Source organism: Amycolatopsis sp. NPDC039088, assembly GCF_055598845.1.
In genome coordinates this window covers 156146-171150 of record NZ_JBVKAE010000020.1, presented here as the reverse complement: position 1 = coordinate 171150, position 15005 = coordinate 156146, and the positions used below count along the sequence as shown (strand labels likewise).

Annotated in this window: 13 protein-coding genes; 4 read left to right on the top strand and 9 right to left on the bottom strand. The window is 68.0% G+C overall.

All coding sequences use genetic code 11. The annotated features are described in order from the left end of the window. Positions 1-667 precede the first annotated feature (667 nt). Entirely contained in the window at positions 668-1537 is an 870-nt protein-coding gene (locus tag ACZ7KI_RS25270; protein ID WP_470275553.1) for a TetR/AcrR family transcriptional regulator, read from the bottom strand. A gap of 87 nt (positions 1538-1624) precedes the next feature. Between ACZ7KI_RS25270 and ACZ7KI_RS25265 the strand changes: the two genes are divergently transcribed. Further along, positions 1625-3412, top strand: coding sequence for a right-handed parallel beta-helix repeat-containing protein (locus ACZ7KI_RS25265; protein WP_470275552.1), 1788 nt, complete (start codon positions 1625-1627; stop codon positions 3410-3412). Positions 3413-3633: 221 nt separating this feature from the next. On the opposite strand, the gene ACZ7KI_RS25260 is transcribed toward ACZ7KI_RS25265, so the two are convergent. The 4 genes from ACZ7KI_RS25260 to ACZ7KI_RS25245 form a co-directional block, all read right to left on the bottom strand. Beyond that, a complete protein-coding gene (locus ACZ7KI_RS25260; RefSeq protein WP_470275551.1) occupies positions 3634-5676 on the bottom strand; it encodes a M3 family metallopeptidase in 2043 nt (680 codons plus the stop codon). Between the two features lie 103 nt (positions 5677-5779). After that, positions 5780-6490 (bottom strand): histidine phosphatase family protein, encoded by a 711-nt coding sequence (locus ACZ7KI_RS25255; protein WP_470275550.1) that lies wholly within the window; start codon positions 6488-6490, stop codon positions 5780-5782. Between the two features lie 105 nt (positions 6491-6595). Then, positions 6596-7435, bottom strand: a complete 840-nt coding sequence (locus tag ACZ7KI_RS25250) for an undecaprenyl-diphosphate phosphatase (protein ID WP_465506876.1) — start codon at positions 7433-7435, stop codon at positions 6596-6598. Further along, entirely contained in the window at positions 7435-8481 is a 1047-nt protein-coding gene (locus ACZ7KI_RS25245) for an LLM class F420-dependent oxidoreductase (RefSeq protein ID WP_470275549.1), read from the bottom strand. Before ACZ7KI_RS25245 ends, ACZ7KI_RS25250 begins: the two co-directional genes overlap by 1 nt. 137 nt (positions 8482-8618) lie before the next feature. Here ACZ7KI_RS25245 and ACZ7KI_RS25240 point away from each other — a divergent pair, with 137 nt between their 5' ends. The 3 genes from ACZ7KI_RS25240 to ACZ7KI_RS25230 all read left to right on the top strand — a co-directional run bounded on the left by ACZ7KI_RS25240 (position 8619) and on the right by ACZ7KI_RS25230 (position 10929). After that, a complete protein-coding gene (locus ACZ7KI_RS25240) occupies positions 8619-9584 on the top strand; it encodes an aldo/keto reductase (RefSeq protein WP_470275548.1) in 966 nt (321 codons plus the stop codon). Positions 9585-9697: 113 nt separating this feature from the next. Continuing rightward, on the top strand, positions 9698-10711 hold the full coding sequence (locus tag ACZ7KI_RS25235; protein WP_470275547.1) for a YncE family protein: 1014 nt from the start codon (positions 9698-9700) through the stop codon (positions 10709-10711). After that, positions 10708-10929 (top strand): DUF5703 family protein, encoded by a 222-nt coding sequence (locus ACZ7KI_RS25230; RefSeq protein WP_037311913.1) that lies wholly within the window; start codon positions 10708-10710, stop codon positions 10927-10929. Before ACZ7KI_RS25235 ends, ACZ7KI_RS25230 begins: the two co-directional genes overlap by 4 nt. On the opposite strand, the gene ACZ7KI_RS25225 is transcribed toward ACZ7KI_RS25230, so the two are convergent. Genes ACZ7KI_RS25225 through ACZ7KI_RS25210 form a run of 4 tightly spaced genes read right to left on the bottom strand, consistent with a single transcriptional unit; the run spans position 10922 to position 14503 of the window. Continuing rightward, positions 10922-11665, bottom strand: a complete 744-nt coding sequence (locus tag ACZ7KI_RS25225) for an SRPBCC family protein (RefSeq protein ID WP_470275546.1) — start codon at positions 11663-11665, stop codon at positions 10922-10924. The genes ACZ7KI_RS25230 and ACZ7KI_RS25225 overlap by 8 nt on opposite strands. Next, entirely contained in the window at positions 11666-12262 is a 597-nt protein-coding gene (locus ACZ7KI_RS25220) for a winged helix-turn-helix domain-containing protein (RefSeq protein WP_470275545.1), read from the bottom strand. Positions 12263-12302: 40 nt separating this feature from the next. Then, positions 12303-13181 carry an alpha/beta fold hydrolase gene (locus ACZ7KI_RS25215; protein ID WP_470275544.1) on the bottom strand — a complete coding sequence of 293 codons (879 nt, stop codon included), beginning with the start codon at positions 13179-13181 and terminating at the stop codon, positions 12303-12305. Further along, positions 13181-14503, bottom strand: a complete 1323-nt coding sequence (locus ACZ7KI_RS25210; RefSeq protein ID WP_465506884.1) for a M20/M25/M40 family metallo-hydrolase — start codon at positions 14501-14503, stop codon at positions 13181-13183. The genes ACZ7KI_RS25215 and ACZ7KI_RS25210 overlap by 1 nt, the downstream gene beginning before the upstream one ends. Between the last annotated feature and the right edge of the window lie 502 nt (positions 14504-15005).

The following is a 15005-nucleotide window of genomic DNA, read 5'->3' as shown; positions in this document are numbered from 1 at the left end:
CAGCGCTACCCAGCTCACCCGCCGTAGGTAACCAAAACACCGTTGGCCAGAACGACACAAAACACTCACGACCCCCACGCAGACCTGTACATATCGACATCAATCGGACACTCGGCCGCCAGGAAGCGTCCCTGTGGACACTCAGAACCCGATCGGTGCGCGCCTACCTGCCGCGGTCACCCGCACGAAGATCGACGAGTGCCGGAATCACCACCTTCAACCCACCTGACCAGCGATTACGCGACTTCGCCGGGGTCCTGCCCTGAAGGTAGCAAAGGGGGCCTTCGCTACCTGGCCCCAGTCAAGGGACTCCTCGCCGAGGCTTGGCGCGTCCTTGGCTGTCCACAAGGGACACTGTCAACCGACTCTGCGCCCGATTAAGCCTATATGTACGGTTCGAATAGAGTCGTGAGTGGCAATTAGGGTTAGAACCCTCCTTCGCACTCACGACCCCCTCCCGGAACCGCGCATACCGCCCAAGTCGGCCACTCACGTTGCGCAGGGTGCCCTCTGTGGACACCCTGGGTTCGGGCCCGACTGCTCTCGGCAAGGGAACCAGCTCACACAGGGTGGCTTGCCTCTGCCATCGTTGCTGGTTTTGGAGATCGCTTTAAAATTGATTTTCTACTTTTCCCGGGCAGTATAGGTCGTTATACACTTAACAGGATCAAGACTGCCCGGCTTGACGCCGCCGGTAGGCACGCTGCTGGCACGCCCTCGAGCAGTAATCCCGCGGTCTGCCCCGCCCTCCCCCGTCGAGAGGTTTGCCGCAGATGACGCACTCCCCTCCCCCGATTTCGTCACGCATTACCTCACTCCCCTGACTGTCGACGAGCATCTGCACGCCATCCAGCGTGCGTTGCAGGCCGAACTCGAAGGGATCGAGCGGCGTGTCCATGCCCCCGCTCCGCCACAGCTTCCCCAAGGCCGGGTACGCATCGAGGCGTTCGAACAGGGACTCACGTTCGCTCCACCAGCGCTCATGGGAGACACCCGTGCGCCGCTGGAGTTCCGCGGTCTCCCCCGCTTGACGCGCGACGGACTCGACGAATCCGCCGACGAGGTTCACCACGGCGATCACCTGCGCGGGCGCCAGACCGCTGCGGGAGGCAACCTCGAGGGCGTGGTCGTAGCGGGCCATGATGTTCGGTCCCGGCAAGCGGCGGGTTCCGGCGCTGTGGACCAGCCAGGGATGCCGCCGATGCAGGTCCCATGCCTGCCGCGCCCAGCGTTCGAGGCCGGCCCGCCAGCCGAGTCCGGCCGCGGATTTCGGCGGGACTTCGCCGTACACGGCGTCACGCATGAGTTCCACCAGTTCCGCCTTGCCGGGAACGTACCGGTAGAGCGACATGGTGGTGGTGCCGAACCGTTCCGCGACCTTGCGCATCGACAGCGCGGCGAGTCCTTCCTCGTCGGCGACCTCGATCGCCGCGGCGACGACCTTGCCGAGGCTCAGTCCCGGCCGATCCGGCTCAGGCGCACCCCAGAGCAGCTCGATCGCGCGCTCCGGGTCCGCCTGCGCGTCCTCTTTCGCCACCCTCGCCCCCTTGACGCTCGTCGCTCATGCGTGTTTAGCTGATAAACCTCAGTATATCCCATAAACACCACTTTGGAGCGCTTCAGCATGCCTGAAATCAGGTTCCACGTGTCCCCTGACGGCCGGGACGACTGGCCCGGCACCGTCGACCGACCCTTCGCCACCCCGAAAGCAGCCCGAGACGCCGTCCGTTCTGTCACCGCCGGGATGACGGGGGACATCATCGTCACCTTCGCAGCCGGTGTCCACCACCTCGAAGAACCGCTTGCTTTTGACGACGCGAGGTCCGACTCCGGCAGGAACGGCTTCCGCGTGGTGTACCAAGCCCACGGCTACGGAACACCGGGTCAGGCAAAGGTCGAACTGAACGGCGGCCGCATCATCTCCGGCTGGTCAGCGTGTGACGACGGCACCTGGACCGCGCCGATCGGAGACCTCGAGCCACGACGGCTTTCCGTTGGCGGCCTCCCGGCGGCACGGGCCGCACGAGCAGGACTTCCAGGTAGCGTGACGAAAACAGGCACTGGTTACGTCACGGACAGCCCGGAGCCACAGTCCTGGCCGGATCCCTCCGGCCTGGAGTTCGTCTACCCCGGCGTCTACCCGTGGTCCGAGGCCCGCCTCGCGGTCGCTTCGATCACCGGCGACGGCACCTCGACCACCATCACGATGGCCCAGCCCGCTTTCGGCAACGCCGCGTCTCTCTACGACTCGAAGTGGTACGGCGCCGGCGGAGACGGCACCTGGGACGGCCTCGCCGCCCCTTCCATCCTCGAGAACAACGTGGCCTTCCTGACCGAGCCGGGCACCTTCGCCGTCGATCGCACCGAGCCGGGCAACCATCTGCTGCGTTACCGTCCACGCCCCGGCGAAGAGATCGGCAAGACGACCGTCGTCGCGCCCGTGCTCGAAACACTCGTCAGCGGGCAGGGTGTACACGACCTCGTGTTACGCGGCTTCACCTTCGCCGACGCGGGCTGGTCGGCCCCCACCCGCACCGGCGGCTATCTGCACTATCACGGCAACGCTCGCTACGAGCACGGCGAATTCCAGAAGATCGATCTGGGTGCGGAGGTCGGCTACGTCCACGTCCCGGCCACCCCGGTCCAGCTGCCCGCCAACGTCAGCTTCTCTTCGGCCAGCCGGATCACGCTGGAGAACAACCACTTCACCCGCCTCGGCGCGGGCGGTCTGTTGATCGAGGACAGTGTCGACGTCGCTGTCAGAGGGAACGTCTTCGACGAGATCTCCGGTAGCGGGATCGCCGTGCACGGGGGCGTCCGGGTGTCGGCCGTGGACAACCTCGTCCACCACATCGGCACCGAGTACCGCGGCTCACCCGCCGTCCTCGTGGTCGAATCCGAGGAGACGATCCTGGCACACAACGAAATCCACGACGTTCCCCACAACGGCATCGTGATCACCGGCGGCGAACGGGCCAGGGACACCCAGGTGATCGGGAACCTCGTCGAACGCAGCATGGGAAAGCTGATGGACGGCGGCGGGATCTACCTGTCCGCGCCACAAGGTTCTTCGTTCGCCAGTGGCGCGGTGGTCCGCGGCAACGTCATCCGCGACGTGCTCACGTCGTACAACTTCGGGCTCTACGCCGATTACGGGGCCGCGTGGATCACCGTGATCGGCAACCTCGTCCATCGCGCCGATACACCGATCGTGCTCCAGGTAGGGCCACCGATGGAGAACGTCGCCTTCGTCGGCAACTTCTGGGACGTCCTGCCCGGCGGCTACGACGCTCCGCCCAAGACAGTCACGGTCGCCGGGAACACTGTGCTGCCCAAGGAAACCTTCGACGAAGCCGTCCTGACTGATCCGGCAGCCGCGGACATCCTCTCCCGAGTGGGACGGCGCGGTTGAGTCGTCCGACGACGCTCCTACCCGCTTCTGAGCTGGGGTTCTGTTCTTAATCAATTCTAGAATTTTGACTCAACCCGGACGTATAGGTCGTTATACACTTTTGGCGAGTTCGCCGAGTCGTTCGCGGCGCAGAACCGCTCCCCTACCCCGACCACGACTCCCCGCTCTTCGCGGTTTCCCTGCCTGGACATTGGGGTCCGGGCAGGGAAACCGTCAGCGGGTCAGGCCCCGGCGAGACCGCGGCGCTTCAGCAGCGGCTCGATCTCCGGGTCACGGCCACGGAACGCGCGGAACGCGGCCATCGGGTCGACGCTCCCGCCCCGTCCGAGCAGTTCACGGCGGAAGTGGTCGCCGTTCTCCCTGGTGAGCCCGCCGTTCTCGCGGAACCACTGGACGGTGTCCGCGTCGAGGACCTCGCTCCAGATGTAGGAGTAGTACCCGGCGCTGTAGCCACCGCTGAAGACGTGCGCGAAGTAGGTGGTGCGGTAGCGCGGCGGCACGGCCTCCAGCGCGACCCCGGCCTTCGTCAGCGCCTCGGCCTCGAAGCGCTGGACGTCGTCGATGGTGTCCTCGGTGCCGAGCGCGTGCCACGCCTGGTCCAAAAGGGACGCGGCGAGGTACTCGGTCGTGGAGAACCCTTCGCCGTACTGCTGCGACGCCAGGAGCTTGTCGATCTGCTCCTGCGGCAGCGGTTCACCGGTCACGTGGTGCTTGGCGTAGTTGGCCAGCACCTCGGGCCACAGCATCCACATCTCGTTGACCTGCGAGGGGTACTCGACGAAGTCACGTGGGACGTTGGTGCCGGAGAACGTCGGGTACTCGACGTCGGAAAGCAGCGAGTGCAGGGCGTGCCCGAACTCGTGGAAGGCGGTGACGACCTCGTCGAAGGTCAGCAGGGTCGGCTCCCCCGCCGGCGGCTTGGCGACGTTGAGAACGTTCACCACGACCGTCTTGGTGCCCAGCAGCTTCGTCTGGTCGACGAAGTTGTTCATCCAGGCGCCGCCGCGCTTCGAGTCGCGGGTGTAGTAGTCCATCAGGAACAGACCGAGTTCGGCACCGTCGGCATCGAACACCTCGAAGATCCGGACCTCGGGGTGATATTTCGGCAGGTCTTCGCGCTCGGTGAAGCTCAGGCCGTAGAGCTTGGAGGCGGCGAAGAAGACGCCGTCGGTCAGCACCCGGTTGAGTTCGAAGTACGGGCGCAGCGCGGCGGTGTCGACCTCGAACCGGTCCTTGCGAACGCGCTCGGCGTAGAAGGCCCAGTCCCAGGGCCGCAGGATGGCGCCGGGGATGTCGGCTTCGAGGTAGCGCTGCAGTTCTTCGGCCTCCGCCTTGGCGTTGGCGACCGCGACCGGCGCGAGCCGTTCCAGCAGGCCGACGGCGGCTTCCGCGGTCTTCGCCGTCTCGTCCTCGATGACGTACGAGGCGTGGTCGGGGAAACCGAGCACGGCGGCCCGCTCGGCGCGCAGCCGGACCAGTTCGGCCACGATCCGGTTGTTGTCGAACTCGTTGCCCCGGTTGCCGCGGGACACAGACGCGGTGAAGATCCGCTCACGCAGCGCGCGGTCCTCCAGCGACGCCAGCGCCGCCTGCGCGGTCGGCAGAGTCAGTTTGAGGACGTACTTTCCCTCCTCGCCGGCGGTTTCGGCGGCCGTGGCGATGGCGTCGTCGGTGAGCCCGGCGAGTTCCTTGACGTCGTCGACGACCACGGCGAGTTCGTTGGTGTCCTTCAGCAGGTTCTGCTGGAACCGGGTCGACAGCGTCGAGATCTGCTCGTTCAGCTCGCGCAGCCGCTTCTGGTCGGCCTCGGGAAGCCCGGCACCGGCGCGGCGAACGTCGGTGTGGTGACGCTCCAGCAGCCGCAACGACTCGGGGTCAAGACCGAGTTCGTCCTTGCGCTCGAACAAAGTGTTGATCCGGGCGAACAGCGCCGGGTTCAGGTTGATGGCGTCGGCGTGCGCGGCCAGCCGCGGCGCCATCTCGGCCTGCACGCGCTGGATCTCGTCGTTCGCGTTGGACCCGGCGAGGTTGAAGAACACGCTGGAGACGCGGGAAAGCAGCCTGCCGGACTTCTCCAGCGCGACGATGGTGTTCTCGAAGGTCGGCGGCTCGGGCGAACCGGCGATTTCGTCGATCTCCGCCGTGTGCTCGGCGAGTCCGGCTTCGAAGGCGGGCAGGAAGTGCTCGTCGGCGATCCGGTCGAACGGAGGAAGGGCGTAGGGCAGCTCACTCGGCGCGGCGAACGGGTTGTCCTGCGAAATCATCGGTGTTGCTCCCGGGTCGTCGAATCTGCTGGTCTGGCCACCTTACGGGCAGCGAGGGGCCGGTGGATGCCGTCCGTGGCGGTGACGCCGACGTCGGCGATGGTCACGCTCCGGTGGTACCGCCCACCACCGCGTCCGAACTCTGCTTCGCCTTGCCGCGTTTGGTTTTGGCCTGGGGTGCCGGTGGGACGATCCCGGCCAGGTCGCCGCCGTTGTCGTTGACGCGCAACACGAACGGCCGAGTCTCGGTGTAGCGGACGACCGAAACCGAGGCTGGGTCGACCACGATCCGCTGGAACGAATCGAGATGCTGGCCGAGCGCGTCGGCGAGGATCGACTTGATCACATCGCCATGGCTGCATAAGAGCCACACCGCGTTCTCGCCGTACTTCGCGGTGATCCGGGCGTCGTGCGCGCGGACGGCCGCGACCGCGCGGGCCTGCATCTCGGCCAGTCCTTCGCCGCCGGGGAAGACCGCGGCCGAGGGATGCGCCTGCACGACCTTCCACAGGGGTTCTTTGAACAGATCCTTGAGGGCGCGGCCGGTCCATTCGCCGTAGTCCACTTCGGACAAACCCGGCTCTTTGACCTTGTCCAGACCGCGGGCCTCGGCCAGCTTCGCGACCGTCTGGCGGCAGCGGAGCATCGGCGAGACCACCAGTTCGGCCAGCGGTACCGGCGCCAGCCGCTCGACCAGCGCGGCCGCCTGCGCCCGGCCGGTGTCGTCCAGGCCGACCTTGGGCGTGCGTCCGGCGAGGACGCCCGAACCGTTCGCCGTGGACTTGCCGTGGCGCAGAAGGATCACAGTACTCACGTGGCCCACCCTACGTGTCGTGCTTTGCCCGCCCCTGCGTTTCGTCCTCTGGATGCGGTCCTTGCGCGTGCAACTACCGCATTGAGAGGACGAAACGCGAGGGAGCTACAGGTGCGGACCCTCCTGCGGATCCAGAACGCCGGTGAAGATCAGCACGAACAGCAGGACACCGAGCACCAGCCGGTAGATCACGAACGGCACGAAGCTCTTGGTCTTGATGTAGGACATCAGCCACGCGATGACGGCGTAGCCGACGCCGAACGCGACCAGCGTCGCCAGGATCGTCGGGCCCCATTGCGCCGGGGCGCCGTCCTTGCCGATGTCGGTCAGCTTGTACAGCCCCGAGCCGAACACCGCCGGCAGTGCCAGCAGGAATGAGTACTCCGCGGCCTCCGCGCGGGTGTACCCGAGCAGCAGCCCGGCGCTGGTGGTGCCACCGGAGCGGGAGACACCCGGGATCAGCGCCAGCGCCTGCGCGAAACCGAACCCGAGACCGTGCGGCACGGTCAGGTGGTCGAGCGTCCGCTCCTGCTTTCCGATGCGGTCGGCCACCAGGAGGATCAGGCCGAACACGATCAGCGTGGTCGCGGTGATCCGCAGGTCACGGAAGGTCTCGTCGATCGCGTCCTGCAGCAGCAGGCCCAGTACGACGATCGGCAGCGAGCCGACGATGATCAGCCAGCCCAGCCTCGCGTCGGGGTCCTGCCGCCAGTCCTTCTTGTAGATCGAGAAGAACCAGGCCCGGAGGATCTTCCCGATCTTGGCCGAGAAGTACAGGATGACCGCGAGTTCGGTGCCGATCTGGGTCACCGCGGTGAACGCCGCGCCCGGATCGTTCCAGCCCGCGAGCGCCGCGGTGATCCGCAGGTGCGCGCTGGAGGAGATCGGCAGGAACTCCGTCAGGCCCTGGACGAGACCGAGGACCAGTGCTTCGAACCATCCCATCAGGCGACACCGGCCAGTTCGATCGCCTCGGCCGCGGTCTCGAGAGCGCGTGCGGAGCTCTCGGGGTCCGGCATGGAGGGCGCGACGGTCAGCGTCGTGACCCCCGCCCCGGCGAAGGCCCGCATCCGTTCCGCGATCCGGTCCTTCGGTCCCAGCAGCGACGTCGCGTCGATGAACTCGAGCGGGACGGCGGCCATGGCGCCCGCGTAGTCCTTGCCGAGGTACTTCTGCTGGACGTCGGCCGCTTCGCGCTCGAAGCCCATCCGGCAGGCGAGCTGGTTGTAGAAGTTCTTCTCCCGGCTGCCCATCCCGCCGATGTACAGGGCCGCGTACCCGCGGACCGCGTCGGCGCAGGCCTTCCAGTCGTCGCCGACCACGAGCGGGACGGTGGGGACGACGTCGAAGCCGTCGAGGGAGCGTCCGGCCTTGTCCGCGCCGGCCTGGATCTGCTTGAGCTGCTCGCCGGCGTGCTCGGGCGAGAAGAACACCGGCAGCCAGCCGTTCGCGATCTCGCCGGTCAGTTCGAGGTTCTTCGGGCCGATGGCGGCCAGGTACAGGGGGATCTCTTCGCGCACCGGGTGCACGGTCAGCGTCAGCGCCTTGCCGGGCCCGCCGGGCAGCGGCAGCTGGAAGTGGTCGCCGTCGTATTTGACCCGCTCCCGGGCCAGCGCCTTGCGGACGATCTCGACGTATTCACGCGTGCGGCCGAGCGGCGAGGCGAACTTCACGCCGTGCCAGCCTTCGGAGACCTGCGGGCCGGAAACACCGAGGCCGAGGCGGAACCGGCCGCCCGACAGCGTGTCCAGGGTCGCGGCGGTCATCGCGGTCATCGCCGGTGTCCGCGCCGGGATCTGCAGCACCGCGCTGCCCACGTCGATCCGTGAGGTCTGCGCCGCCACCCACGCCAGCACCGTCGGCGCGTCCGAACCGTAGGCCTCCGCGGCCCACACGACCGCGTAGTCCAGTTCGTCCGCCTTCTTCGCCAATGCCAGGTTGGCCGCGTCGTTGCCCGCGCCCCAATAGCCCAAATTCAGTCCGAGTCGCACGGCGTGAATGTATCCAGCTGGGTGTCACTCCTCCGTTCAGGGTGTTGACACCGCGGTGACCCGGCCGGTGGTACTCGATCACGACACGCTCACCTGCTCCGTGTCCCGCACTTGCCTTCCGGCTAGGCTCGCCCGTCGTGGAAAAGCGACAGCTCGGCCGGTCGGGACTGCGGGTCTCGCGGATGGCCCTCGGGACCATGACGTGGGGTGGCGACACCGACTCCGAGGAGGCGGCCAGCCAGCTGGTCGCGTTCGTCGACGCCGGGGGCACCCTGGTCGACACCGCCGACATCTACACCGAGGGCGAGAGCGAACGCGTCCTCGGCGCGCTGCTCGGCGACCTCGTGCCGCGGGACGACATCGTGCTCGCCACCAAGGCCGTCGCCCGCCGCACCGACGGCCCGTTCGGCGGCGGCGCGTCGCGCGGTGCGCTGCTGAGCGCGCTCGAAGGCTCGCTGCGCCGCCTCGGCACCGACCACATCGATCTCTGGCAGCTGCACGCCTGGGACACCACCGTGCCGGTCGACGAGACCCTCGCTGCCCTCGAGTACGCCGTTTCCAGCGGCAAGGTCCGCTACGTCGGCGTCTCCAACTACTGCGGCTGGCAGCTGGCGACCGCCGCGGCCCGCAGTTCCGCCGTCGCCCCGCTGGTCTCGACACAGGTCGAGTACTCGCTGCTGGAGCGCGGCGTCGACCGCGAGGTGGTCCCGGCGGCCGAGCACCACGGCATCGGGATCCTGCCTTGGGCGCCGCTCGGCCGCGGTGTGCTGACCGGCAAGTACCGCACCGGCACACCCGCCGATTCGCGCGGCGCTTCGAGTGTTTACGCGGGCTATGTCGAACATCACCGGACCGATCGCGCGGCCAGGATCGTGCAGGCGGTCGCGACCGCCGCCGACGGCCTCGGCACCTCGCCGCTGTCCGTCGCGCTGGCCTGGGTCCGTGACCGGCCGGGAGTGGTCGCACCCGTGGTCGGGGCCCGTGACACCGGTCAGCTGACCGGGTCGCTCACGGCCGAGGAGATCACGCTCCCGCCCGCCATCCGCTCCGCGCTCGACGACGTCAGCGCGATCGAGGTCGGATACCCGGAACGCGGCCTGTGAGCCGTCTCAGTGAGTGGTTTAGGTGACTGTTGAGTGACGCAGACGTGACGCGGCGGGTTCGGTGGAGGATGCTGGACAGGTCAGTTCGACAAGTAGCAGGTGGAGGCACCAACGTGGGTCGGCAGTCCGCCGTTTCCCGGATCGCGATCCCGCTCGTCGGTGCCCTGGTGCTCTCGTCGTGCGGTACGGACGACACTCCGAACGACACCCTGCAGATCGTGCAGAACCCGGTCGCGGCGACCGCGGCCGTCTCCCCCGCCGTGACGACCAAGCCGTCAGGCTCGGTGTTCGCCGCACCCGGGGTGAAGGCGCTGGTCACCGACGAGACGAGCAAGACGCTGGTCGTCGCCGTCTCGGATCCGCCGTCGCTGCGTATCTACGACCTCGCGGCCCTGGACGCCCCGAAGACGACCGTCGCCCTGCCCGGACCGGCCGAGCGGCTCACCGTGTCGGACACGCGGATGATCGCCAGCGTTCCGGACAAGAGCGTGCTGGCGAAGGTCTCCCTTCCCGGTGGCGCGCTCGAGACGGTCCCCGTCGCGGGTCAGCCGTCCGCCGGTCTCGCCGACGGTGAAGCGACGCTGGTCGCGGTCCGTGATCGCAAGGTCCTCGAGGTGCTGTCCAAGAACGCGGGCCCGAAGACCATCACCGGCCAGATCTACAGCGCCGACGACGTGCTGAACACCGGTGACGGCGTGGTCGTGCTGGACAAGCTGCGCACCGCCTTGTTCTCCGTGGACCTCACCGAGGGCAAGATCGGCGAGGGGCTGCGCGCGGGCGACGGCGCGGCCAACGCGGTCACCGACGATTTCGGGCGCGTCTTCGTCACCGACGCGCGAGCGGGGGCGTTGCTGGCGTTCTCCACGACGCCGTTGCTGTTGCGCCAGCGCTACCCCGTCCCCGGCGGGGTGTACGGCATCGCCTACGACCGCGCCCGAGGCCTCGTCTGGGTGACCCTCACCGAACGCAACGAGGTCGTCGGCTTCGACGTCCGAGGCGGCGAACCGATCGAGAAGCACCGGTTCCCGACCTTGCGGCAGCCAGATTCGGTCACCGTCGACGAGCAGGGCGGCCGCGTGGTCGTCGGCTCGGCCATCGGAGAAGGGATCCAGGTGATCACGCCATGACAGTTGTGGACGAGGCGGTGGTCGAAGGGGATTGGGAGTACCGGCGGCTGCAGTTGCCGCCCGGTGTTTCCCGGCGGGCGGCGGCGACGCAGCTGTCGATCCATGCCGAGTTCGCCGGCTGGGAACTCTCGACCGTCCGGCTCTACTCCGATGGGACGCGAAGGGTGTGGTTGCGCCGCAAGCGCACCGCCAATCCGCTGCCCGGTCTGATCACCTGAACACGCGGGCGAGCCAGTCCGCCCAGAGCTTGTCCTGTTTCGCGGGGTCGACGTCGCCGAACAGGTGATGCATCGCGACCATCGCCCCTCCGAAGCCGCGCACGAACCGCAGGAACGCGTCCGCGGTCCGGATCCCGACGGTCTGCGCGTTCGCCAGGTAGACCTCGCCGTCCACAGTGGACATCGACCCGGTCGACAGCCGGACCCGGTCCCCCGTCTCCGGGCGGCCCGCCAGGCCGAGTTCCCGGCCGAGGGTCAGCCACGCGCTGTCCCAGTCCTCGATCATCGGCCCGAAGACCGTCACCGGCACAGCCCTCCGCCCGGCGAAGTGGGTGAGGTATTCGACCAGGGTGCGGAAGAAGAGCTCGCCACCGGCGGTCATCGCCTCGAACTCGTCTTCCCAGTCGTCGCCGGGAAGGAAGCCGCTGGTGACGGTCCGCAACACCGTGCTGCCACCGGCGCGGCCTTCGATCAGGAACTCGTAGGCCACGAATCGCCCGTCGGACGCCGGCTCCGTGCCATAGACGAGCCGCTCCAGCGGATCCCACGAGGTGATCGCGGAAGCGGGTTCGTAGCCGCCGAACGCGGTCTTCACCGTGCCGCCGACGCCGCCATCGACTTCGTTGCGCCCCATGAACCACGACGTGATCCCCGGCCCGGTGGCGATGGCGTCCCAGATCTGTTCCGGTGTCGCGTCGACCTCGGCGCGTTCGGTGATCTCGAATTCGTGCCCCACTCAGCGCTCCTCGGGCTCGGTTTTGACACTCGGGTGGACGGCGACCACGATCCGGTGGTCGCGGCCCTGCTCGGCGCCTTCGTCGTGGTACTTGCTCACCAGGTTCGTGACCGCGATGGTGAGTTCCTCGGCGAACGCGGCCCGATCGGCCGCGGAGGAGAACCGCACCTCGCCGTCGATCGCGAAGGTCGCGACCCGTTTGCGCGCCTTGGCCGAACCGGTGATCAGCAGCCCGACGTCGCGGACCAGCCTGCCCGCGACCGCGAGCAGCCAGCGTGCGGACAGCCGGTCCCGCGACTGGGCCGGATCGGGCTGCACCGCGGCCAACGCGGTCGGCGAGATCACGTAGGACGACGCCGTCGCACGCATCATCCGTTCGGTGACGTTGCCCTTGCGCCGCTCCTCGACGAGCTCGACCAGCCCGTGCTTCTCCAGCGCGCGCAGGTGGTAGTTCACCTTCTGTCTCGGCAGGTCGATCCGGCCGGCCAGCATCGTGGCCGACGCCGGTTCGGCGAGTTCGGCGAGCAGCCGGGCCCGGACGGGATCCAACGACACTTCGGCCGCTTCCGCGTCCTCGATCACCGCAACGGAGAACATGGCAAGAAGGTGCCACCGAAAAGAGAAGTTGTCAAGGAAGTCAGGCTTGTCGGCGAGCCTGGTTGGCGAGCGCCAGCAATCGAGGCACCACCTGCGGGGCCGCCTCCAGCGGGACGACGTGCCCGACGCCGGGCAGCACCACGGCCGTCCCGTTCTCCACCGCGCCTGCCAGCTCCTCGACGTCGGCCGTCGGTACCAGTTTGTCGCGCTCGCCGACGATCGCGGTCACCGGAACCGGGCCGACCTGCGACAACGCCGATTCCCGCGTGTAGGCGTCCAGCGCCGGGCGGAAGGCCGACACCGTCTGCGGCCAGTTGCCGCGGATCATCCGCACCGTCAGCTCGACGTCGCCGGGTACCGGGTCGTCGCCGAAGAGCCACCACCGCAGCCCGGCGGTCACCGCCTTGCTCGTATGCTCCCGCACCAGCCCGATCAGCTTCGTCCCGAAGACCATTTCCAGGTCACGGCCGAGTTTCCCGAGCGCGTTCGGCCAGATCGCGTCCGGGGTGACGCCGCCCGCCGACATGGCGAGCAGGCCGATACCCGCCACCCTGGCCGCGAAGACCTCCGGGTGGCGCTGGGCGAGCGACAGGATCGCGAGACCGCCCATGTCGTGACCGACGAGGACCACCCGGCCTTCGGGGAGCACCTTGTCCAGGATCTCCGCCAGGTCGTCGGCGAGGTGTCCCATGGTCGCCGACGCGGGCCGGACGTCCCCGGATTCCCCGTGTCCGCGCTGGTCGTAAGCCAGCACCGCGATCGGTTCCTCCCCCGCTTCGGCCAGTACCGGCGCGATGGCGCGCCAGCTCCGCCTGTCGAGGGCGTACCCGTGAAGGAGCACCACGGTCACCGGCGCCGACGAATCACCCCAGCGCTCGAAGTGCAGGGGTGTTCCGTCGGCGGCCAGCAGACCGGGCATCAGGACGAGCGCAGGAAGCGGTCGAGCACGCGCACCCCGAACTTCAGCGCGTCGACCGGGACACGCTCGTCGACCCCGTGGAACAGGGCCGAGAAGTCGAGGTCGGCGGGCAGCTGCAGCGGGGCGAACCCGAAGTTCCGGATCCCGAGCGACTGGAACGACTTCGCGTCCGTGCCGCCGGAGAGCATGTACGGAAGCGTGCGGGCGCCCGGATCCTCGGCGAGGACCGCGGCGGTCATCGCGTCGACGAGCGCGCCGTCGAAGGTCGTCTCGACCGGCGGCAGCTCCATCCACTCCTTCTCGATGTCCGGGCCGAGGATCTCCTCCAGCTCGGCGTTGAACGCTTCGAGACGGCCGGGAAGGATCCGGCAGTCGACCGAGGCTTCCGCGACCGACGGGATGACGTTCGACTTGTACCCGGCGGTGAGCATCGTCGGATTCGCCGTGTCACGCAGGGTCGCGCCGATCATCCGGGAGATGTTGCCGAGCTTGGCGACGGAGCCCTCGATGTCGTCCTCGGGGAAGTCCCAGCCGGTGATCTCGGTGACGCCGTCCAGGAACTCGCGGACGGAGTCGGTCATGACCAGCGGGAAGCGGTGGTTGCCGAGCCGGGCGACGGCCTCGGACAGCTTGGTGACGGCGTTGTCGCGGTGGATCATCGAGCCGTGCCCGGCGGTGCCGCGCACCCGCAGCTTCATCCAGCGGATGCCCTTTTCCGCCGTCTCGATGAGGTACGCGCGGACGTTGTCCTTCAGCGTGATCGAGAAGCCGCCGACCTCGCTGATCGCCTCGGTGACGCCCTCGAACAGCTCAGGGCGGTTCTCGACCAGCCACTGCGCCCCGTACTTGCCGCCCGCCTCTTCATCGGCGAGGAAGGCGAAGACGAGGTCGCGCGGCGGCACGATGCCGTTGATCTTGTAGTGGCGGGCCAGCGCGAGCGCCATTCCACACATGTCTTTCATATCAACAGCGCCGCGGCCCCAGACGTAGTCGTCCTGGATCGCGCCGGAGAACGGGTGGACCGACCACTCCGACGCGTCAGCGGGGACGGCGTCGAGATGACCGTGGATCAGCAGCCCACCACGCGACGGGTCGGCGCCCGGCAGCCGCACGATCACGTTGTGGCGGTCCTTGCCGCCGGACTCCACATAGGTGATCTCGTAGCCCGCGTCCGTCAGCTTCTCCGCGACGTACTCCGCCGCGGCGCGTTCGCCGACGAGCGTGTCGGGATCACCCGTGTTGGTGGTGTCGATGCGGATCAGTTCACTGGTGAGCGTGACTGCCTCTTCGGCGGCTGCTTCGATCAAATTCGGTTCGGTCACCAGGCATTCCTACCATTGGTGGAGCCCGCCGACCTGTTGCCACCGTCTGGTGGACGGCGTGGGAAGACCCACTCCCCCCGGCGCGCGCCGTGAGGCGGGCAGCCACTCGAGCCCCCCGCGCTCGACCGCCTCCGTCACTGCACAGCGACGGAGCCATAGGCCCAGGCTCCTGGAGCCTGGGCCTTATGACAGCACCGATCCGAAACGGACAAATCGAGCTGCTGTCCGCCGAGACCCAGTAGTCCGCCCTTGACCGAACGGCGAGCCACAACCCCGGGCTCCGCCCAGCCACCACAGCGGGCCGACTTCCCTGCGAACGTCGACTGGCTAAAGAACGCAAGTATCCGACTCAGAATGCGACGACTCTTTCGTCGCATCGAATTTCAGGAGGTGGCCAGATACGGAACGATCGCTGACAACCAGGAATGACATTACCGACGATAGGCCGCGGTGATGAACCGGATCGACCGCGCGACGTTCAGCAGCTTTACCTGCCGACCAC